Source organism: Caballeronia sp. 11_S32, from assembly GCF_056930355.1.
The window spans coordinates 375,606-396,675 of sequence record NZ_JBXOWH010000002.1; the positions used below are offsets into that span (position 1 = coordinate 375,606).

Here is a 21,070-nt window from a genome sequence, read left to right on the forward strand (position 1 = left end):
TGGTCAAATCACTTGCCGAGCAACTGCCGCGCGATGATCAGCCGGTGAATCTCGTTGGTGCCTTCGAGAATCTGATTCAGCTTCGCGTCGCGCATGAAGCGCTCGACGGGGTATTCGGTCGAGTAACCGTACGAGCCGTGCACCTGAACGGCTTCGAGCGCGGCTTCCATGGCGACGTCGGTGACGTAGCACTTCGCCATCGACGAAAGCAGCGTGAGACGGCTCGTGTCGCCCGCGTCGATTTCCTGCGTGCTCGTGTAGAGCAGCGTGCGCGCGGCCTCGATCTTCATCGCCATGTCGGCGAGCTTGAACTGGATCGCCTGAAAGTCGCCGATGCGCTTGCCGAACTGGCGGCGGTCCTTCGCGTATTGCACGGATTCATCGAGCGCCGCCTGCGCGAGCCCGAGCGAGGAAGCCGCGACCGAAGGCCGGTTGAGGTCGAGAATCCTCATGCATGCCTTGAAACCGTGGCCTTCCTCGCCGAGCAGGCATTCGGCGTCGACGCGCATGTTCTCGAAGAACACCTGATAGGTCGGCGAGCCGTGACGGCCCATCTTCACTTCCTTGCGCCCGACCTTGAGGCCCGGCGTTTTCGTATCGACGAGGAACACGCTGATGCCCTCGTGTCCCCGCCCTTCCGATGTGCGTGCGAACACCAGCATGAAGTGCGCTTGCGCGGCCCACGTGATCCAGCTTTTCTGTCCGTCGATCACATACGACGCGCCGTCGTGGCGCGCCGTCGTGCGGATTGCCGAGACGTCGGACCCGGCCTCCGGCTCCGTGATCGCGACGGAGGAAATCGTGCGGCCCTTCGCGGCTTGCGGCAGATAGCGCGCCTTTTGAGCCTCGGTGCCGAAATGCAGCAGCGGCAGGATGAGTCCGATCGAATTGTTCGCGCACAGCGTCGACGCGGCCAGCGACACCTTGCCGATCTCCTCCTTCGCGATGCACACCGACGTCAGATCGCCGCCCGGTCCGCCGTATTCCTCCGGCACCCACATCTGCAGGAGGCCGAGATCGCCGAACACCTCGACGAGCGCATCCGGAAAGTCGCGCGTCTCCTCCATTTCCGCGACGAGCGGGCGCACCTTGTCATCCGCGACCCTGCGCACCATGTCGCGCAGCATTTCCTGTTCTTCGCTGAACCTCACTGTGTTCTCCTCGTATGCGACGCGTCAGACAGCGTCACGTCGCGAAAGCCAAGCGCGCGCATCGCGGGCTCGTCGCTCACGCGAATCAGCTGCGCCCGCTCGGACAGGCTCTCGATCGTGAATGCACGCCAGCAGGGAATGGCGATCACGTCGCCGCGTGTAAGCTCGACGGCGCCGAGCGGCTCGACCGTCATGCGCACACGTCCGCTCATCACGGTGTACAGGTTGTTATCGATGCGCGGCCGCTGCTCGCTGCGCTGACCATGCGCGAGCCCGATCGATTGCACGCCGATAGTCTTGAGACATGCCGTGTCGAGATCGAACGCGCCGTGTTTGCTCGCGCCCCGCTCGAGGTCGGCGCGCTTGTGACGCATCGGCGAATCCGGTTCGTGCGACGTCACCGGTTCGTTGCGCTGCGGATGGTCCTCGAAGAACATGCATTCGAGGTTCTGCACGAGCGGCACGTCGAGAAAGTCGATCCAGAAGGCAGGCTCGTCACCGAAGTTGCTATGACCGTGCCAGTGCCACGAAGGCGTGAGCACCACGTCGCCCGGCGCGACGTCGATCTGCACGCCGTTGACGATCGTGAACGTGCGTTCGCCCGCATCGAGAATCAGGCGCAGCGCGTTGGGCGAATGCCGGTGCGAGCGCGCCGTCTCGCCGGGCAGCACGAGCTGGTATGCGGCCACCAGATTGCGGCAGCTCGGATAGATGTTGTCGGCAATCGGATCGACCATGATCAGATTGCGCCGCTCGGCCTGCTCGGGCGAGACGAAGGCGCACGCGGCATCGAGCGCGGCGCGCGCATCGGCATAGCGCCACACGGCGGGCACGAAGCGCGGGCGCGGCGTCGGCCACATCTGCGGCGCTTTCTTGGCCCAGCCCGGAGACAGCGCGCGGGCATGCAAATCTTCGAAGTAGCCTTCAGGCGCGCTCGGCGCCTGCGCGACGGTGTGTGACATCACGGTCCCTCTGTTCGTTGGTCTCTTTGCGACGTGGCGCGACTCACACCGCGAGACCGGCTTTGGCTTCGTCCCATACGGAATGCGCGCCGAGCTCGCCCTGACGCACGCGCAGCTTCATCGAGCCGACGCCGTCGATCACGATCTCCAGCACGTCGCCGTCCTCGACGGGTCCGACGCCCGCCGGCGTGCCGCTCGCGATGATGTCGCCCGGTTCGAGCGTCATCACGGCCGAGGACATCGCGATCATCTCGGGAATGTCGACGATCAGATTGCGCGTCGAAGCGGACTGGCGCTCCTCGCCGTTGACGAACAGACGCATCCGGATGTCGTCGAAGTCCGCGATTTCATCGGCGGTCGTGATCCACGGTCCGGTCGGGCAAAAGGTGTCGAAGGACTTGCGCATGACGCGCTCTTCCTTGCCGCGCACAACCATGTCGAGCAGACAGGTGAAGCCGAACACGTAGTCGCGTGCATCGGCGCGCGTCGTGCCCCGCCCTCGCCTGCCGATGACGATCCCGAGCTCGCACTCATGATGAATCTCACGGCTCCCGAGCGGCGGCAGCACGATGTCGTCCGCAGGACCGCTCAGGCTCGAATTCGCCTTGAGGAAGAATCCCTGGCCGCTCGCCTTGAATGTCGAGATCACGCCGCTGCCAGAGCCATTCTTCATCTCGTCGATATGCGCGTGATAGTTCGCCGGAAACGCGATGATCTTGTTCGGCCACTGCACGGGCGCTTCGAGCCGCACGCTGGCAAGCTGCTGGCTGTCGCGCGTCCTGAGTGCATCGGATAGCGCGGGCCCGCGCTCGTGCCAGTCGGCGATCAGTCGCACCATGCCGACGGGCGGCCATGTGCCCGGCTGTGCGCCCGCGAGATCGGTGACATCGATGACCCGCTCGCCTTCCACGATGCCGATACGGCCCTGATCGAAGGTAACGAGCTTCATCGCGTGACCACCTCTTCGGCGACGGCCGCCTCGGGCTTCACGGGATAGACGCCGCGAATCACGTTGATCAACGCTTGCGCATCCTCGGGCGCCGCGTCGGCGCGCCAGGCCACGTGGCCATCGGGACGCACGAGCACGAGCGCGCGCTCGTAAGCGGCGCGTGCCGCGTCGTTGCCGATATCGACGATCGCGAAAGGCACGCCCGCGGATTGCGCGGCCTCTCGCAGCGGTTCCACATCGAGCGATGCAACGAAGCGCAGCAGCACGAACTCACGGCCGAACAGGTCGAGCGTGGAGCGGCCGGGCGCGAGCCACGCATGCGGCGCGCGATGGCCGGGACGCGAGGTCTGCACATAGGTGCTGACCGTGTCTTCGGGCTCCGGCGTGCCGTCAGGCACGACGATCGATGAACCCTCGTAGCGAAAGCCCAGATGAATGCCGATCGTGTACCACTCGCGCTTCATCATCGTCGTGTAGGCTTCGCCGAAGATGCGACGCGCCTCGTCGCCCGCTTCGCCCGGCTCGAACACGGCGGGACTCAGGTTCTTGCGCGGCGTGAGCATCAGCTTGAGATTGCTGGTCGCCTCGTTCACGTTGCGGATCGCCACCGGACGGCGCTCGAACTCGTACGTGTCCAGCAGATGCGCGCCGCCCCAGCCCTCGACCATCGCCTGCAGCTTCCAGCCGAGGTCCACGGCGTCCTGAATGCCCATGTTCATGCCGAAACCGCCCGTCGGCGAGGTCAGATGCGCGGCGTCGCCGGCGATCTTCACGCGCGCCGTGCCGTAGTCGTCGGCGACGAGCTGGCGGCGAATCCACGGCATGACGGAGATGACCCTGAACTCGACGTCGTCGCGGCCCACGGCACGCCGGAATGCCGCCGCCACGTCGTCTTCCGAGAGTGTGCGCATCTCGCCGTCGCCGACGATCGAAAAGCGCCACCAGTCGCGTCCGTTGATCGCGACCACCGTGCTCCATGTGCCTTCCGGGCCGATGAAGATGTAGCGGTATCCCGGCTTCTTGTCGTGCAGGGCTTCCAGTCCCTTGCACTCGATGATCGCGTTGGTCGTATAGGTCAGCGCGGGCGTGCCCGTCATGCGGATGCCGAGGTTCTCCTTCACGCGGCTCGCGCCGCCGTCGCAACCCACGAGATACTGGCACTCGATCGTATCTTCCTCACCCGATGCGAGGTCGCGCACGGTCACGGCGACGCCGTCCTCGCGCTCCTCATGCGACACATACTCCGTGCCATAGCGGATCTGCACCTTGCCCGTCTTCTTCGCGAAGCGCGTCAGCACGGGATCGAAGAAATTCTGCGGACAGCGCTCGCGCTTTTGCGGGCTCTGCTCGGGACGCGCCTCGTCGCGCACGCTCGGAAACGGTTCGCGCCCGAATTCATAGCCGCCCGAGAGCTGCGAAACCCATGCGTAATCCTGCGGGTAGTCGCGGTTGTAGCCCGCGTTCTCGACATCGTCGACGATGCCCCAGCGGCGGCAAAACTCCATCGTGCGGATGCCGACCATGTCCATCTTGGGCTGGAACACGGTGCCGTCGCCGCGCTCGATGAGCACACAGGGAATGCCTCGCCAGCCGAGATCGCCCGCAAGGGAAAGGCCGATCGGCCCTGCTCCGACAATGACGACCGGGGCGCGCCCGTTCGCTTCGATTTGCGCCATAGCTGAATGCTCCATCATGCTCCACGTGTCGTTAGAACCTAAGTCGCACCGCCATGCTTTCCGGCAGCGGCGCCTCGATGTGAAGCCACTCTAGCAAGCACTCCCGCGCCTCGACCAATACTGTTTGCAGAGGAATTCAGAGGATTTCCCTCTGATACGCACGCAAGGTTCTTCCTCTCAATGGATCGGAAAAACGTATTGGTTTCAGGCCGACAGGCATGGCTATCCTGTGAAGCAGCCGAGGGGCCGAGACGCCCCGGCAGCCGACAAAAGACAAGATCAGGAGACACGACGCCATGCCCGCCATCCGCACCGACTAGCCGCCGCGCGCGAGCGTTTTCAACAAGGTCGGCCTGCCCGCAAGCGCGGGCGCGAGGCCGTCGATTCGCATCTAGCGCCGCGCAGACTCAGGTTGCGGCGCCGCACTTCAAAGGTTCACCATGACGACCCATGAACGTCCCTGGTATCGCTGGTATGTGCTGTTCATCCTGACGCTGATCTACGCTTTCAGTTACGTCGACCGTCAGATCGTGACCATCCTCGCGCCCTATCTGAAGAAGGATCTGGGCGTGTCCGACGCGCAGCTCGGCCTGCTCTACGGCACATCGTTCGCGCTCTTCTACTGCGTGTTCGGCATTCCGCTCGCGCGTCTCGCCGACGGCTGGAGCCGCGTGCGCACGCTCGCGCTCGGCCTGTCGTTCTGGTCGTTGATGACGGCGCTCTCCGGCCTCTCGCGCAACTTCGTGCAACTGGGCACGGCGCGCATCGGTGTCGGTATCGGCGAGGCGAGCGCCACGCCCGCCGCCGTCTCGCTGCTCGGCGATTACTTCGAGCGCGCCCGGCGCGGCACGGTGCTCGCGCTATATTCGGTCGGCGTGTATGTGGGCGCGGGCGCCTCGCTCGCGATCGGCGGTTCGATCGTGTCGGCATGGGAACGGACCTTTGCGAACGGCAGTGCGCCGCTGGGACTCACGGGCTGGCAGGCGTCGTTCATCGGCGTCGGCGTGCCGGGCATGCTGTTCGCGCTGATCGTGCTGCTGACCATTCGCGAGCCGGTACGCGGCCGTCTCGACACCGTGCCCGCGAAGAAGGACCCGCATCCGTTCGCGAGCGCGCTGCGCGATCTCGGCGCGATGACGCCGCCGTGGAGCTGGTTTCGCCTGCAGGCGCTCGGCGCGCCGCGCCGTGAGTATCAGCGCAATTTCGTCTATCTGATGCTGTCGGTCGCGCTCGTGATCGTGGCCACGTGGGGCACGAACCAGGTCCTTTCAGCCGGACATAAAGCCGTGATCGCGACGGTGGGCGGCTTCGATGTCACCAGCAACCTCGTGCAGTGGGTCGCGATTGCCGTCGCATTCTATGTCTGTTCGAACTGGTATCAGGCGACGCGCCTCGGCGACGCCTACGCGCATCGTCTCATCACGGGTTCGCGCACCTTCGCGGCCGTCACTGTCGCCGGCGCGTTTCTCGCGTTCGCGATGAACGCCGTCAACGCCTTCGTATTCGTCTACGCGAGCCGCACGCTCGGCCTGACCGCGCACGCCGGCCTGCATCTCGGCATCATCGCGATCATCGCGGGCGGCAGCGGCATCAGCGTCAGCGGCTATCTGTGCGACTGGGCCAAGCGCAAACACCCATTCGGCCGCCTGTATTTTGTCTGCGTGACCGCGACGGCCTTCAGCGCGGCGAGCGTGGTCCAGTACCTCACACAGAGCATCACCGTGTTCTATTGCGCGTATGCCGTCGCGACGTTCTTCGTGCCGATGTGGTTCGGCCCGCTCCAGGCGACCACGCAGGACCTCGTCATTCCGCGCCTGCGCGGCACGGCGTTCGCCGCGTTCTCGCTCGGGCCGAATATCTTTGGACTGGGCCTCGGGCCGTACTTCGTGGGCCTCGTCAGCGACGCATCCGGCGATCTCAGACTCGCCATTCTCAGCGCGATCGGCGTGCTGCCCGTCTCGATCGGCGCACTGCTGTTCGCGAGCCGCTCGCTGCTGCAGGGCGAAGCGGACGCGCATGCCGAACTCGAACGCTTCAATGCCGAAACGCGCGAGGATGGCTACGTGGAAGTCGGCGGACCCCAGCTTACGCACTGAAGGTCCGCGAACCCGTTTCGAATCATTTCGCTCACTCAACGAAGAAGGAATCAGGTAATGAGGTCGTCAGCATGAAGGTATTGGTTACGGTCAAGCGCGTCGTCGATCACAACGTGAAGGTGCGCGTGAAATCCGATCATAGCGGCGTCGAACTCGACAACGTGAAGATGTCGATCAACCCGTTTTGCGAAATCGCCATCGAGGAAGCGGTGCGCCTCAAGGAGAAAGGGATCGCGACGGAAGTCGTCGTTGTGTCGATCGGACCGGCCGCCGCGCAGGAGCAGTTGCGCACGGCACTCGCGATCGGCGCGGATCGCGCGATCCTCGTCGAAACGGCGGACGCTCCCGGCGCGCTCGCCGTGGCGAAACTGCTGAAGGCCGTCGTCGAAAAGGAACAGCCGCAGCTCGTGCTGCTCGGCAAGCAGGCAATCGACAGCGACAACAACCAGACCGGCCAGATGCTCGCCGCATTGCTGAACTGGCCGCAAGGCACGTTCGCCTCCGCCGTCGACGTCGATACCGCGGCGCGACGCGTGACGGTGACGCGCGAAGTGGATGGCGGACTGCAGACGATCTCCCTGCAATTACCCGCGGTCGTCACGGCCGATCTGCGCCTCAACGGTCCACGCTACACGACGCTGCCCAGCATCATGAAGGCAAAGAAGAAGCCGCTCGACACGGTCGCGGCGAGCGCTTTCGGCGTTTCCCTCGATACGACCCTCGCGACATTGCGCGTCGAGCCGCCGGCCGAGCGCAAGGGCGGCGTCAGGGTCGAGTCCGTCGCGCAGCTCGTCGACAAGCTCAAGACAGAAGCAAAGGTAATCTGATGGCCATTCTCATCATCGCGGAACATTCGAACGGCGTGCTCGGCGCCGCCACATTGAACACCGTCGGCGCCGCGCGCGCGATCGGCGGCGACATCACGCTGCTCGTCGCCGGGCATGACGTGCAGAACGCGGCGCGGCAGGCGGCTGGCATTGCGCATGTGAACACGGTGCTCGTCGCCGATCATGTTGCTCATGCGCATCAGTTGCCGGAAAACATCGCGCCGCTCGTCGTATCGATGGCGGCGGATTACACCCACATCCTGTGCGCGGCAAGCTCGCACGGCAAGAACGTACTGCCGCGCATCGCCGCGATGCTCGACACCGATCCCGTTTCCGACATCGTCGCGGTCGTGTCCGCCGATACCTTCAGGCGTCCCATCCATGCGGGCAACGCGATCGCGACCGTGCAGTCGAGCGCGGCGATCAAGTGCGCGACCGTGCGCGCGACGGCCTTCGCGCCTGTCGAGGCGAGCGGCGGCAACGCCGACATCGTGCCCCTCGCGACCGCGAACGACAGCGGCCTGTCCGTGTTCGTCGACGAAAAGCTTGCGCGCTCGGATCGCCCGGATCTCGACGCCGCCGGCATCGTCGTGAGCGGTGGGCGCGGCATGCGCAGCGCCGAGGAGTTCGAACTGCTCTACCCGCTCGCCGACCGGCTCGGCGCCGCCGTGGGCGCGTCGCGCGCGGCGGTCGATGCGGGCTTTGCGCCCAACGATCTGCAGGTCGGGCAGACGGGCAAGATCGTTGCGCCGCAACTGTATGTCGCCATCGGCATTTCCGGCGCGATCCAGCATCTCGCCGGGATGAAGGACTCGAAGGTGATCGTCGCCATCAACAAGGACGCCGATGCGCCCATTTTCCAGGTGGCGGACTATGGCCTCGTCGGCGATCTGTTCGAGGCGCTGCCGCAACTGAGGGCCGCGCTTTGATGCGCGCTCATTCATCGCTCATTCAGGAGTTGCCCGCATGACCTCGCTCACGCAGACATTGGCCGATTTCACCGTGAAGACCCGTTTCGACGATCTGCCTCGAGCGGTCGTGCACGAAACGAAACGCCTGCTGCTCGATACGATCGGCTGCGCGCTCGGCGCGGTCGATACGCCGAGCGGAAGAATCGCGCTCGAGTATGTGAGCACGCTCGGCGGCGCGCCTCATGCGAGCGTCGTCGGCGCGGAGCAGCGTAGTTCGGCGACCGCGGCCGCCTACGCCAACGCGCGCCTCGCCAACGTGCTCGACGCCGACGACACCTTCCCCACCTCGACGCACTTCGGTAATGCCACCGTGTTCTCCGCGCTGGCGCTGGCGGAGGTCGACAGGCGCAGCGGCCGCGATCTGCTCGGCGCGATCGCCGTGGGCTTCGACGTCGGCGCCCGCATCGGCAGCTGGATGGGCGCGCCGATGCAGATCGAGAACGGCAAGGTGATCGGCTGGAACGAGCTCGGTGGGCCCGCCGCGACGATCGCGTGGGCGGCCATCGGCGCATCGGCGCATATCGCGCGTCTCGACGGCAGGCAGGCCAATCACGCATTCGGCATCGGCGGCAGCAATTCGCCGCAGCCGACCTTGCGCAAGTGGGCGGAATCCATCGATCAACCGATGTACAAATATGCCGACGCCGGCTGGTGCGCGGAAATCGGCGTATCGTCCGCCTTGCTCGCGCGACTCGGGAGCACCGGCTTCAAGGACATACTGGACGGCGAGAATGCCTTCTGGAAGTTCTACGGCTCGCCAGACCACGACGATCACGCTTTGCTCGCCGGCCTCGGCGACGACTGGCAGATTCTCAACACGACCTACAAGCCCTGGCCGTGCTGCCGCTGGATTCATCATCCCCTGACCGCCTTCGCGCAACTGCTGGACGAGCACGCGCTGCGGGCCGAAGAAATCACGCGTGTCGTGGTGCGCGCCAATCCGTTCGCGCTCACGCCCATCTTCCGCGAACAGCAGCCGCGCGATCTGCTCAGCGCCGAGTTCAGCCATGCGCACGCGCTCGCCGCGCTCGTTCACGCGATACCCCCGGGTCCGCGCTGGTACGACGCGACGACCATGAGCGATGCGCGTATCGGGGCTTTCCGCGAACGCGTGACGGTCAGGCCGGAGCCATCGTCATCGAACATCGCCGAGTGGATGACGGGCGGACAATGGCGGGGCGTGCCGGGCGGCGTCGACGTTCATGCGCGCGGCACGGTCTTCAGCGCCACCGCCGACCATGCGACCGGCGATCCGTGGACTGCCGCGACCCGTTTTTCCGATGAGCAAATCCGGCGCAAGTTCGGCGTGATGGTCGGGCTCGATGCCGGCGGCGATGGCCCGGCCGACATTCGGCGCGCGGCCAGTGAAGTGGCGGACGTGGTCATGTCACTCGACGCGTTGCCCGTCGAGCGGCTCACCGCGAGTCTCGACGCATTGTGCCGCGCGATGCGCGCGCAAGCCGTGAAATCGTGATGCGTGGCAGGCGCGGTGATCACGCCACCGCGCCGCCATCCACCGGCAACGCGACGCCGACGACGAAGCTCGCCGCATCCGAGCACAGCCACGCTATGCTTTCCGCGATTTCTTCCGGCTCGCCGATGCGTCCCAGCGGATTCATCGTGGACGCAAGCGCGGGCAGGCGATCACCGAATTTTCTTTCGACGAAGGGGGTTCGCACGAGCCCCGGGCACACGGCATTGATGCGGATGCCCAGCGGCGCACAGTTGACGGCCGCCGACCGCGTAAGCCCGAGCACGCCGTGCTTGCCGGCCGTGTAGATGGCGAGCCGTGGCTTGCCCACCAGGCCCGTGCGTGACGAGACGTTGACGATCGCGCCGCGCCCCGCGGGCAGCATCGCCCGGATCTCGTGCTGCATCGACAGCCATACGCCGCGCAGGTTGACCGACATCAGGCGCTCCCACTGTTCAGCCGAAGCATCGACCAGATCGACCGGCGTTTCGGACAGGCCCGCGTTGTTGATTGCGCAATCGATGCGGCCGTACGTGGTCGCCGTCCGCAGGATGGCCGATTCGACGGACGCGGGACACGCCACGTCGGTTTCGACGAACATCGCCGCCCGGTCATGGCGGCGCAGGCACTCGGCGAGCGCTTCGCCCTCCTCGCGGCAACGGTCCGCGATGACGACGCGCGCCCCTTCGCGCGCCATCAATTGCGCCGTTGCACGGCCTATGCCCGACGCGCCGCCAGTGATGAACGCGACCTTGCCGGCAAAACGCGGCACCTCGCGCCCGCTCACCATGTGACCGGCAAGGCTTCCAGCCGATAGACCTGAGACGTGCTGTTGAATGTCAGCGCCTCGACGGGCGCGGCAAGCCGCAGTCCGGGCAGACGCTTGAACAGCATGCTGAACACCGTATGCAGTTCGAGACGCGCAAGCGGCTGCCCCAGACACTGGTGAATGCCATACGCGAACGCCACATGCTCCTGCGGGTTGCGGTGGATATCGAACATATCAGGGTTCGGGAACACGGCGGGATCCCGATTGGCCGCGAGGATCAGCGGATAGACACCTTCGCCGGCGCGAATCAGGTTCGAGCCGACCATCACGTCCGTCGTCGCCACGCGCGCCGAATTGAAATGAGCGATGGTATGAAAGCGCAGCATCTCTTCGACGGCGCTCGCGAGCAGCGAAGGATCAGCATCGAGTTCGGCCCGCTGGTCCGGGTGCATCAGCAAGGACAGCGTACCGAGCCCGATCTGGCTGCCGGTGGTGCCGTGTCCCGCCGAATACAACAGCGACGCGATCCGCACCACTTCCTCGCGCGTCACGTGTCCGGGACCAATCTGCTCGATGACGAGCCGGCTCAGCATGTCGCGGCCCTCACCGGGATCGGCTTCCTTCCGCGCGATGATCAGGTCGAGATGCGCCTCCATGTTGCGCACGGCCTCCTGCACGACCTCGGGCGACGCGGTGTGATCGTTGCGCGTCGTGCTCCACGCGCCGAGTTGCGCGTGGTCCTCGTACGGCACGCCGAGCAACGCGGAAATCACCATCGACGGCAGCGGTTGCGAAAAGTGCGCGACAAAGTCGAGCGGGGGTCCATGCTCGATCATCTTGCCGATGAGTTCATCGACGAATTGCCAAACCATCGGGCGCAACTCGCTCATGCGCTTCTCCATGAAGTCCTTCGTGAGCATGCGCCGGAAGCGCGCGTGGTCGGGGTCGTCCATGTTGATGAACGCCTGACGCGAGCGCGCCTGCACCGCCCGTGCGGGAGAAACGGACGGATAGCCCGGACGAAACGGGTCAACGCTGAAAAGCGGATTACCCAGGATCATGCGCACATCCTCCCAGCGCGTTGCGATCCAGGCCGCGGAACCGTCCCACAGCCTGACCTTGCTGAGCGGTTGATCCGCGCGCAGGCGCGCATATTCGGGTGGTGGACCGAGCGGCGCGTCCGGACGATGGAAGGGGAATATGCGTTCGGCGGCGTCGTGAGCCGTTGCGTCTGCATCGTTTTGCACTCGTCTTTCTCCTTGCCCTGAAGCCGTCATTCCAGACCGACGCTGCCCGTGGCGGGCACGTCGAGCGTATTGCGATCCGCCTCCGCCTTGGAGCGCGACTGACTGACATGAAAGGCGAGAAACGCCGATATGAGGAAGAAGCCGGACATCACGTAGAGTCCGGTTCGGCTGGTCCCCGTCAGATCGTGCGATACGCCGAGAATCCATGGCCCGACGAGCCCTGCCGTGCTCGCGACCGAGTTGATGAAGGCGATCGCGATCGCCGCTCGCGCGCCACTGAACGACATCGCGGGGATGGTCCAGAAGAGCGGCACCGCGGCCTGCACGCCTGCCGCGCTGATGCACAGGCCAATCAACCCGATGACAGGCGATTCGACTCGCGCCGTGATGCAAAGGCCGACTGCGGAGGCCAGCAAGACGATCAGCAAGTGCCATTTGCGGTCGCCGGTCCGGCGCGAAGTCCATGCGGCGAGGGCGATGCCGACGACCGCTGCCAGCCATGGAATCGAAGAGATCAGGCCCGCCGCGACGGCGTCGACATGAAAGCGTTCCTGCACGATCTTCGGGAGAAAATACGTGACTGCCCAGAAGCCGATGATGATGCAGAACTCGAGACCGATATAGAGCCAGGTCAGCGAATCGCAGATGACGGCTTTGAGCTCGCCCAGACTCGCTTTCGAATGCCCATGACCCGATGCGGTCTTCGAGAGCAGATAGTCACGCTCTTCGTCCGTGAGCCATTTTGCCTCCTTCGGGCCGTCGGGAAGAATAAACAGAACGACGATACCCATCAGCACCGCGGGAATGCCTTCGAGCGCAAAGGCCCAGCGCCAGCCCGCGATGCCCGCCACGCCGTCCATCAGCAACAGTCCGGCCGTGACGACCGAGCCGAGCGCGAGCGACACGGGCACGCTCAGTTCAAGTGTTAGATACGCCTGACCGAGCAGATGCCGCGGATACCAGAACGTCAAATAGAACAGGACTCCGGGAAAGAAGCCCGCCTCCGCGACGCCCAGCAGGAAGCGCAGCGTGTAGAGCATCGGAACACTGTGCGTTGCCGCAAGGAGACAAGTCACGATGCCCCAGCTGATCATGATTCGCGCGATCCAGCGCCGCGCCCCGAAGCGCACGATGGCCATATTCGACGGCACCTCGAAAACGAGGTAGCCGAGAAAGAAGACACCTGCCGCGAAACCGAATGCGGATCCTGTGAGATGCAGCTCTTTGGAGATGGGCGAAAACAGCACGCCGAGATTGGCGCGATCGATATAGTTGATGAAGAAGCACAATATGAGGATCGGAATGATCCGTAGCGTCACCTTCAGGAAGATCTTCCGCTCGATGGCGGCGTGTCTGTCGGACCGTTCGGCGCTTTGCTCGACTAGATTGATTTGCATCGTCTCCTCACCAATGAGAGTGATCGGGCACTGTCGACTGTGTTTCACCGCTTCTTTTTGGCGGCGTCGTGCAAACGTCGGCCAGGCGTCGACAGCGCGCCGCGAGACGCGGCCTTGCCGGCTTCGCACGAATCGCGAAGTCGACGAAGCCCCGGGGCCGCGAAATCAAGCTCGTGGCCCCTGCGATCAGATTGGTTCGCTGAAGGTGGCGCACAACGCTTGCTTCGCAATGCGCGCTTGTGGGTCTGTCCGGATGCGTTTGTCTGCCGGTAGCTTATGCGCAGGCTTGTGAGGCGACCAATATGCTTTTCCGATCCAATGAGAGGGAAAACTTAGTGACAATCCCAGGGCTTTCACCACATTAGGAGCCGCGATAGCCACCGTCTTCACGAGACAAAGCCATGAAAAATTTGACAATCGTGCTATCGGACGAGGTGAAGCGGGAAAAGAGGGGGCCAATAGCCCTTGCGCGCCCTCTGGGTCAAGATGAACGGCTCGGAGAGTATGCTGTTCACCTCAAGTTCAGGATCTCGCGAGCTTGGGATGCCGTTGCGACAGGGCGACCATGCTCCTCGCATAGATCGGGCAATCTGTCGCACAAGCGCGGCATTGGACGGGGCGAGTGTATTCTTGTCCATGCGCACGTTGTCCTCTAACCCGGTGCGGCAGTGTCCACCGAGTTCGAGAGACCAGCGAGCGATCGTGAGTTGGTCGCGGCCAATGCCGGCGCCGCGCGCGACCCGGTTCAAAGCACCACCTCATCACCGAAGCGCAGGGCATCCCGCTCGCGGTGATACTGACCGGCGCCAACCGCAACGACGTCACTCAGCTTCAAGCGCTGGTCGAGGCTATCCCGCCCATCAGCGGCAAGCGTGGCCGACCACTATCGAAGCCTCGAGTCGTTCAGGGCGACAGAGGCTACGACCACGACAAACATCGACGTGCGTTGCATGCAGCGGGCATTGCCACAGAAATTGCCCGGCGCGGTCAGCCGCACGGTAGCGGATTGGGTAAAACACGCTGGGTCGTGGAGCGAACCATTTCGTGGCTTCACAACTTTCGCCGGCTACGCATCCGCTTCGAACGGCTCGCTCTCATCCACGAATCCTTCATGAAAATCGCCTGCTGCATCATCTGTTGGCGAAGATTGAGGAACTCATTTTGTTAAGGCCTGTTATGACGCTATCCCGATCAGCAGCGTGCGCAAGGAAGCCGCGCTTGCGCTGGGCGAGTTCGGCAACGTCGATGCGCTGCCGGTTCTCGAAGCCGCGCTGCAGGACGGCGATCCCGAAGTGCGCAAGGCCTCGCGCATCGCGATTGCGCAGATCGGGACGCGGCACGGCTGACGCCCGCTCGGAGCATCGGTTCGCGTGTAAGCGCGGTTCCATCGCGATAGTCGGCGAATTATGCGTGCGGCTGCGCGGCTTCGAATAGCGACGATTTCGCCTTAGCTTCTGATGATTCATCGTTTAGCGTTAGCGCATTGGTTGCAGATAATCGACACTTTCACGAAGCTCGCATACGCACCATGCCTTTCGATCGCAACGCTCCCTTGCCTTCGGGCGTCGTCGTCGGCGCTGCGTGGGGTCCCGGCCCCACGGAGAACTACGCCGCGCTCGCCTCTTCCTTTCGCTCCGTATTCGCTCGCATTCGCTCGCAGAGCGTGACGCGCGAGCTCGAACGCCGCCTTCCCGCCGATGAAATCGGCTGGCTGCGCGACGCCGGCTTCACGTCGTTGCGCGTGCCGCGTGAATATGGCGGCAAAGGCATCCGCCTCGTCGAATTGTTTGAACTGCTGATCGAACTATCGGAGGCGGATTCCAATATCACGCAGGCGCTGCGCGCGCATTTCGGCTTCACCGAGCATGCACTGGACAGCTCCGTCGAACGACGCGAACGATGGCTCGCGCGGCTCGGCAAGGGCGAGATCGTCGGTGCGGCATGGTCCGAAACCGGCGAGGCGCCGCGCAGCCAGTTCGCGACGCGCCTCACGCGCAACGCGAGCGGCTGGTATCTGAACGGCGCGAAGTTCTATACGACGGGGTCGCTCTTCGCCGACTGGATCCACGTCGGCGCAACGGACGCGCACGACGAGGCGGTTTCCGTCACGGTCAATCGTCATACGGACGGCGTCGAAGTGATCGACGACTGGGACGGCATGGGCCAGCGTCTCACCGCGAGCGGCACGAGCCGCTTCAACAACGTGAAGGTCGATGAACGCGAGATCGTCGCGGGCCGCGCGCCGTTTCCCTACTCCGAGGCGTTCTATCAGCTCGTGCATCTGGCGACGCTCGCGGGCATCGGCCGCGCGGTGGCGAGCGATGCCGCCGCGGTCCTCGCCAGCCGCAAGCGCAGCTATAGCAATGCCGTGACCTCGAGCGCCCCGGAAGATCCGCAATTGCTGCAGGTGGTCGGCCGCGCCCGCGCGCACGCATGGACGGCCGGCGCGATCGTCGCGCAAGCAGCGCGCGCGCTCGAACGCGCGGTGGCGTCGTTCGACAAGCCGGACGCGCTCGCCATCATCGCGGAGACCGAGATCGAGATCTGGCAGGCACAGACGGTCGCGTCGCAACTGATTCTCGACGCCAGCGCGAGCGTATTCGACGCGCTCGGCGCTTCCGCGACGCTGCGCACGTCGGGACTCGATCGCTACTGGCGCAACGCGCGCACGATCGCGTCGCATAACCCGCGCATCTACAAGGACCGCATCGTCGGCGACTTCGCCGTGAACGGCACGCTGCCGCCGGGGCAATGGCGCATCGGCGTGGCCTGACTTTCCCTTCGTTCGCCACACGTCCTTCCATGAGCAAGAAGCAAATCATTCTGAACGCGTTCAACATGAACTGCGTCGGCCATATCAATCATGGCCTGTGGACCCATCCGCGCGATCGTTCGACGGATTATCGGAAGCTCTCCTACTGGACCGATCTCGCGAAGCTGCTGGAGCGCGGCCTGTTCGACGGTCTTTTCATCGCGGATATCGTCGGCGTGTACGACATCTATCGACAATCGGTCGATGTCACGCTCAAGGAGTCGGTGCAATTGCCCGTCAACGATCCGATGATGCTCGTCTCCGCGATGGCCGCCGCCACGCGGAATCTGGGCTTCGGCGTCACGGTCAATCTCACGTACGAGGCGCCCTATCTGCTCGCGCGACGCTTTTCCACGCTCGATCATCTGACCGATGGCCGCATCGGCTGGAACATCGTGACGGGCTATCTCGACAGCGCCGCGCGCGCGATGGGCCACACCGAAATGATCGCGCACGACGAGCGCTACGACCGCGCCGACGAATATCTCGACGTGCTCTACAAGCTCTGGGAAGGAAGCTGGCAGGACGACGCGGTGCTGCGAGATCGCGAAGCGCGCGTATTCGCCGATCCCGCGAAGGTCCGCAAGCTGCATCACCACGGCCGCTATTACGACGTGGAAGGCTATCACCTGTGCGAGCCTTCGCCGCAACGCACGCCGGTGCTGTTTCAGGCGGGATCGTCGGGGCGCGGCCAGGCGTTCGCCGTGCGTCATGCGGAATGCGTGTTCGTGTCGAGCCAGAGCAAGGAAGGCACGCGCAAGCTCGTCGACGCACTGCGCGCACAAGCCGTCGAGGCCGGGCGCGATGCGGACGATCTCAAGATCATCATGGGCATCACGGTTGTCGTCGGCCGCACGCAGCGCGAAGCCGAAGAGAAGTTCGCCGAATACGCGCGGTATGCGAGTCCCGAAGCCGGGCTCGCGCACTTCGCGGCGGGCAGCGGCATCGACTATTCGACTTACGCGCCCGATGACGAACTCGCGCCGCCCGGCGGTCACAAAGGGCGCGGCATCGAATCGTCGGTGCAGCGCGTGACCGATGGCAAGCGCGGCGTCACCGTGCGCCATTTGCTCGAACAGATGCAACTGGGCGGACGCTACACGACGATCGTCGGCGATCCGGTTCAGGTGGCCGACGCGCTGCAATCGTGGGTCGACGAAGCAGGCATCGACGGCTTCAACCTCACGCGCACGGTGACGCCGGAGAGCTACGAGGACTTCATCGATCTGGTGATTCCCGAACTGCAGTCGCGCGGCATCTACAAGACGTCGTATGCAGAGGGCACGCTGCGCGAGAAACTCTTCGGCGGTGGCGCGCGGCTCGCGCCCCGTCATACGGGAGCGGGTTTCCGCAATCTGTCCGAGCCGGCGCTCAGGCAAGCAACATGAGCACGTCGACGCTCCTGCTTCAGATCGATCAGTTGAGCGTGTCCTTCGGCGGGCACGCCGCGGTTCGTCCCTTCGATCTCGCGATTGCGCGCGGCGAGATCGTCGCGCTCGTCGGCGAATCCGGCAGCGGAAAATCGACCATCGCCCTCGCGACGATGGGTTTGCTGCCCGGCCGCGCGCGCATGCAAGGCGAAATCCGCTTCGAAGGGAAACGGCTCTTCGAGCAAAGCGAGCGTGAGTGGAGCGCGCTGCGCGGCAATCGCATCAGCATGATCTTTCAGGAGCCGATGACTTCGCTGAACCCGCTTCAGCCCATCGGCAAACAGGTCGCCGAAGCGCTGACGCTGCATCGGCCAATGTCCGCGCAGGCCGCGCGCAAGGAAGCGCTCGAACTGCTCGAACTCGTGCGGCTGCCCGAACCGCAGCGCCGCTTCGGGGACTATCCGCATCAACTTTCGGGCGGGCAGCGGCAGCGCGTGATGATCGCCATTGCGGTTGCGTGCCGGCCCGGCCTCCTGATCGCCGACGAACCCACCACCGCGCTCGACGTCACCATCCAGGCGCAGATTCTGGAACTGATCGACCGGCTGCGGCGCGAACTGTCGATGGCCGTGCTGCTCATCACACACGATCTCGGCGTAGTCGGGCGCTGGGCGGATCGCGTGGTCGTGATGAAGGACGGCGCGAAGGTCGAGGAAGCGGCGAACAGGCAACTCTTCATGCAGCCGTCGCAGCCCTACACACGCGCGTTGCTCGGCGCGTCGCTGCACTTCGGCGCGGGTCTGCATTATCGCGACGCGCGGCTGACCGATACGCCACGCACCGCGCCGATGCGGCCGGAGAGCGCGCAGGCCCGCGTGCTGCTGGAAGCCCGCGACATACGCGTCGACTATCGAGGCGTGCGCGCCGTCGACGGCGTCAGCTTCGAGATTCGCGCGGGCGAGACCGTTGGACTCGTCGGCGAATCGGGATGCGGCAAGTCATCGATTTCGCGTGCGCTGACGCGGCTCGTCGAGCCAGCCGCAGGCAGCATCGTGTTCGACGGCGAGGACATCACCCATCGGGGACGCCGTGCATTGCGGCCGTATCGAAGGCGTGTACAGATGATCTTTCAGGATCCGTACGGCTCGCTCAATCCGCGTCACACGGTCGAGCGCACGCTCGGTCATGCGCTGGCCATCCACGGCGTCTCGAACCGGCGCGAACGGCAGGCCAGGATTCGCCGCATCGTCGATGCCGTGGGTCTGCCTGAATCGGCGCTCAAGCGCTATCCGCACGAGTTCTCCGGCGGGCAGCGGCAGCGCATCGGCATCGCGCGCGCGCTCGTGCTCAGGCCGGAACTCGTCATCTGCGACGAGCCGGTATCCGCGCTCGATGTCTCCATCCAGGCGCAGATTCTCGATCTGCTCGCCGACCTCAAGCACGAACTCGGCCTCGCCTTGCTCTTCATCTCGCATGACCTGTCGGTGGTCCGGTATATCGCCGATCGCGTGCTGGTGATGCGGGCCGGACGCATTGTCGAAAGCGGGGATCACGTCTCCATCTGGACCTCGCCGCAACACACCTACACGCGCGCGCTGATCGACGCGGTGCCGTCATCGCGCGCGCCATTCTCATCCGACACAAGGAAAATCGATCGTGACTTTGAAGAGCAAGCCGCAGCCGACCTCAACCTCGCCGCTCCTGTTCCGCGATGATCCGCTGGGCGCCGCGGTGGCCGATCTGAAGCGGCGCAGATTGCTCAAGGGTGCGGGCGCGCTGCTCGCGGGGGCCGCGACGCCGTTCGTGTTCACGGGCCACGCGTGGGCCGCGACCGAAACGACGCCGATCACGCTGACCGGCGCGAAACGCGGCGGCACGCTCACGGCGGTCATTCATCCGGAACCGCCGACGCTCGCGTTCTTCGTCAACTCCGCGACGATGATCGGCGCGGTGGCGAGCAAGGTCTTCGATGGTCTCGTCGAGTACGGTCCCGACCTGAAACCGCGCCCGCAACTGGCGGAAAGCTGGAACGTCTCGCCCGACGGTCTCGCGTGGACCTTCAAACTGCGTCGCAACGCGCTGTGGCACGACGGCCAGCCCTTCACTTCCGCCGACGTGAAATTTTCGGCCGAGGAAGTCTGGCTCAAGATCAGCCCGGCATCGCGGCGCGTGCTGCAATACCTGACGAAAATCGATACGCCGGATGCGCATACGGTCGTGCTGCATCTGTCGAAATCGACGCCCGCGACCTTCGGCATTCTCGATTCGCTCGGCACGCCGATCCTGCCGAAGCATCTCTACGAGAACACGGACATCCGCAACAATCCGTACAACAACAAGCCGGTCGGCACGGGTCCATTCAAGTTCACCGAATGGGCACGCGGCGACCGCATCGTGCTCGACCGATTCGAGAAATACTGGGCGCCCGGCCAACCGTATCTGGACCGCATCACGTGGAAGATCACGCCGGACGTCTCGGGCCGCGCCACCGCGCTCGAAACCGGCGCGGCGCAATACGGCGAGCGCAACCCGGTGACCTTCGCCGATGCGGACCGGCTCGCGAAGCTGCCCAGTCTCGTCGTCTCGCGCGAAGGCTATAACGGCTACGCGGCGTGGCTCTGGCTCGAACCCAATTTGCGCGATCCGATCCTCGGCAAGCTCGAAGTGCGTCAGGCCATCGCCCATGCGATCAACCGCGACGTGCTCGTCAAGACCGTCTGGGGCGGCTACGCGGTGCCCGCGACGGGGCCGGAGTCGTCGCTGGTGAAGGCGTACTACACGCCGGATACGCAGCAATATCCCTACGATCCGAAGCGCGCCGAGGCGCTTCTCGACAAAGCCGGCTTTCCGAAGAAAGCGGACGGCTGGCGCTTCAAGATAGATCACGATTTCATTCCCTATGGCGACGACTACCGGCGCACCGGCGAATTCGTGCGGCAGGCGCTGCGGCGCGTGGGCATCGACGTGAATCTGCGCGGACAGGACCTGCCTACATGGATCAAGAACGTCTTCACCGACTACAACTTCCAGCTCATCAGCAGCTGGGGCACGGACGGTCTCGATCCGCAGATCGGCATCGAGCAGCATTACTGGTCGAAGGCGGCGTCGAACGGCACGCCGTGGTTCAACGCTTCCGGTTACGCGAGCCCTGAAATGGACCATGTGATCGAGGCGGCGCAGACGGAAACCGATCCGGCCAAACGGCGCGATCTCTACGTCCAGTTGCAGAAGATCGCGCAGCGCGACCTCTCGCTCATCAATCTGTTCGAGTTCCGCTGGTTCGGCGTCTGGTCGAAGAACCTTCGCAACGTCACCGATACCGCCAGCCATTCGCGCTCCAACTTCGCGCGAGTCTGGTTCGACCAGGCGTGA

The 21,070-nt window shown here is 64.7% G+C and carries 15 protein-coding genes and 3 pseudogenes; 10 read left to right on the forward strand and 8 right to left on the reverse strand.

What is annotated here, in order from left to right; all coding sequences use genetic code 11:
- Positions 1–8: 8 nt before the first annotated feature.
- The 4 genes from AC1Z32_RS09925 to AC1Z32_RS09940 are packed head-to-tail and all read right to left on the reverse strand — an operon-like array spanning position 9 to position 4,738.
- Positions 9–1,151 carry an acyl-CoA dehydrogenase family protein gene (locus AC1Z32_RS09925; protein WP_483478541.1) on the reverse strand — a complete coding sequence of 381 codons (1,143 nt, stop codon included), beginning with the start codon at positions 1,149–1,151 and terminating at the stop codon, positions 9–11.
- Entirely contained in the window at positions 1,148–2,113 is a 966-nt protein-coding gene (locus tag AC1Z32_RS09930; RefSeq protein WP_483478542.1) for a cupin domain-containing protein, read from the reverse strand. Before AC1Z32_RS09930 ends, AC1Z32_RS09925 begins: the two co-directional genes overlap by 4 nt.
- A 43-nt stretch (positions 2,114–2,156) precedes the next feature.
- Positions 2,157–3,062, reverse strand: coding sequence for a fumarylacetoacetate hydrolase family protein (locus AC1Z32_RS09935; protein WP_483478543.1), 906 nt, complete (start codon positions 3,060–3,062; stop codon positions 2,157–2,159).
- Complete coding sequence (locus AC1Z32_RS09940) at positions 3,059–4,738, reverse strand: FAD-dependent oxidoreductase (protein ID WP_483478544.1); 1,680 nt, start codon at positions 4,736–4,738, stop codon at positions 3,059–3,061. Before AC1Z32_RS09940 ends, AC1Z32_RS09935 begins: the two co-directional genes overlap by 4 nt.
- A gap of 440 nt (positions 4,739–5,178) precedes the next feature.
- On the opposite strand from AC1Z32_RS09940, the gene AC1Z32_RS09945 reads away from it, so the two are divergent.
- The 4 genes from AC1Z32_RS09945 to AC1Z32_RS09960 all read left to right on the forward strand — a co-directional run bounded on the left by AC1Z32_RS09945 (position 5,179) and on the right by AC1Z32_RS09960 (position 10,106).
- Positions 5,179–6,834, forward strand: coding sequence for a spinster family MFS transporter (locus AC1Z32_RS09945; protein WP_483478545.1), 1,656 nt, complete (start codon positions 5,179–5,181; stop codon positions 6,832–6,834).
- Positions 6,835–6,905: 71 nt separating this feature from the next.
- A complete protein-coding gene (locus AC1Z32_RS09950) occupies positions 6,906–7,661 on the forward strand; it encodes an electron transfer flavoprotein subunit beta/FixA family protein (RefSeq protein ID WP_483478546.1) in 756 nt (251 codons plus the stop codon).
- On the forward strand, positions 7,661–8,590 hold the full coding sequence (locus tag AC1Z32_RS09955; RefSeq protein WP_483478547.1) for an electron transfer flavoprotein subunit alpha/FixB family protein: 930 nt from the start codon (positions 7,661–7,663) through the stop codon (positions 8,588–8,590). Before AC1Z32_RS09950 ends, AC1Z32_RS09955 begins: the two co-directional genes overlap by 1 nt.
- Before the next feature lie 37 nt (positions 8,591–8,627).
- A complete protein-coding gene (locus AC1Z32_RS09960) occupies positions 8,628–10,106 on the forward strand; it encodes an MmgE/PrpD family protein (RefSeq protein ID WP_483478548.1) in 1,479 nt (492 codons plus the stop codon).
- Positions 10,107–10,125: 19 nt separating this feature from the next.
- Here the strand turns inward: AC1Z32_RS09960 and AC1Z32_RS09965 are convergent, their stop codons facing one another.
- The 4 genes and pseudogenes from AC1Z32_RS09965 to AC1Z32_RS09980 form a co-directional block, all read right to left on the reverse strand.
- Positions 10,126–10,893 carry a glucose 1-dehydrogenase gene (locus AC1Z32_RS09965; protein ID WP_483478549.1) on the reverse strand — a complete coding sequence of 256 codons (768 nt, stop codon included), beginning with the start codon at positions 10,891–10,893 and terminating at the stop codon, positions 10,126–10,128.
- Positions 10,887–12,119 carry a cytochrome P450 gene (locus AC1Z32_RS09970; protein WP_483478550.1) on the reverse strand — a complete coding sequence of 411 codons (1,233 nt, stop codon included), beginning with the start codon at positions 12,117–12,119 and terminating at the stop codon, positions 10,887–10,889. Before AC1Z32_RS09970 ends, AC1Z32_RS09965 begins: the two co-directional genes overlap by 7 nt.
- Before the next feature lie 26 nt (positions 12,120–12,145).
- Positions 12,146–13,516, reverse strand: a complete 1,371-nt coding sequence (locus tag AC1Z32_RS09975; protein ID WP_483478551.1) for an MFS transporter — start codon at positions 13,514–13,516, stop codon at positions 12,146–12,148.
- Positions 13,517–14,027: 511 nt separating this feature from the next.
- Positions 14,028–14,247, reverse strand: a pseudogene (locus AC1Z32_RS09980) (3-keto-5-aminohexanoate cleavage protein); the annotation flags it as partial.
- Here AC1Z32_RS09980 and AC1Z32_RS09985 point away from each other — a divergent pair.
- From AC1Z32_RS09985 to AC1Z32_RS10010, 6 genes and pseudogenes are all read left to right on the forward strand, one after another.
- A pseudogene (locus AC1Z32_RS09985) lies at positions 14,247–14,684 on the forward strand (IS5 family transposase); the annotation flags it as partial. The pseudogenes AC1Z32_RS09980 and AC1Z32_RS09985 sit on opposite strands and share 1 nt — an antisense overlap.
- A 19-nt stretch (positions 14,685–14,703) precedes the next feature.
- Positions 14,704–14,862: pseudogene (locus AC1Z32_RS09990) on the forward strand (HEAT repeat domain-containing protein); the annotation flags it as partial.
- A 182-nt stretch (positions 14,863–15,044) separates the two neighbouring features.
- On the forward strand, positions 15,045–16,289 hold the full coding sequence (locus AC1Z32_RS09995; protein ID WP_483478552.1) for an acyl-CoA dehydrogenase family protein: 1,245 nt from the start codon (positions 15,045–15,047) through the stop codon (positions 16,287–16,289).
- A 29-nt stretch (positions 16,290–16,318) separates the two neighbouring features.
- Entirely contained in the window at positions 16,319–17,716 is a 1,398-nt protein-coding gene (locus AC1Z32_RS10000; protein ID WP_483478553.1) for an LLM class flavin-dependent oxidoreductase, read from the forward strand.
- Positions 17,713–19,413, forward strand: coding sequence for an ABC transporter ATP-binding protein (locus AC1Z32_RS10005; protein WP_483478554.1), 1,701 nt, complete (start codon positions 17,713–17,715; stop codon positions 19,411–19,413). Before AC1Z32_RS10000 ends, AC1Z32_RS10005 begins: the two co-directional genes overlap by 4 nt.
- Entirely contained in the window at positions 19,355–21,070 is a 1,716-nt protein-coding gene (locus AC1Z32_RS10010; protein ID WP_483478555.1) for an ABC transporter substrate-binding protein, read from the forward strand. Before AC1Z32_RS10005 ends, AC1Z32_RS10010 begins: the two co-directional genes overlap by 59 nt.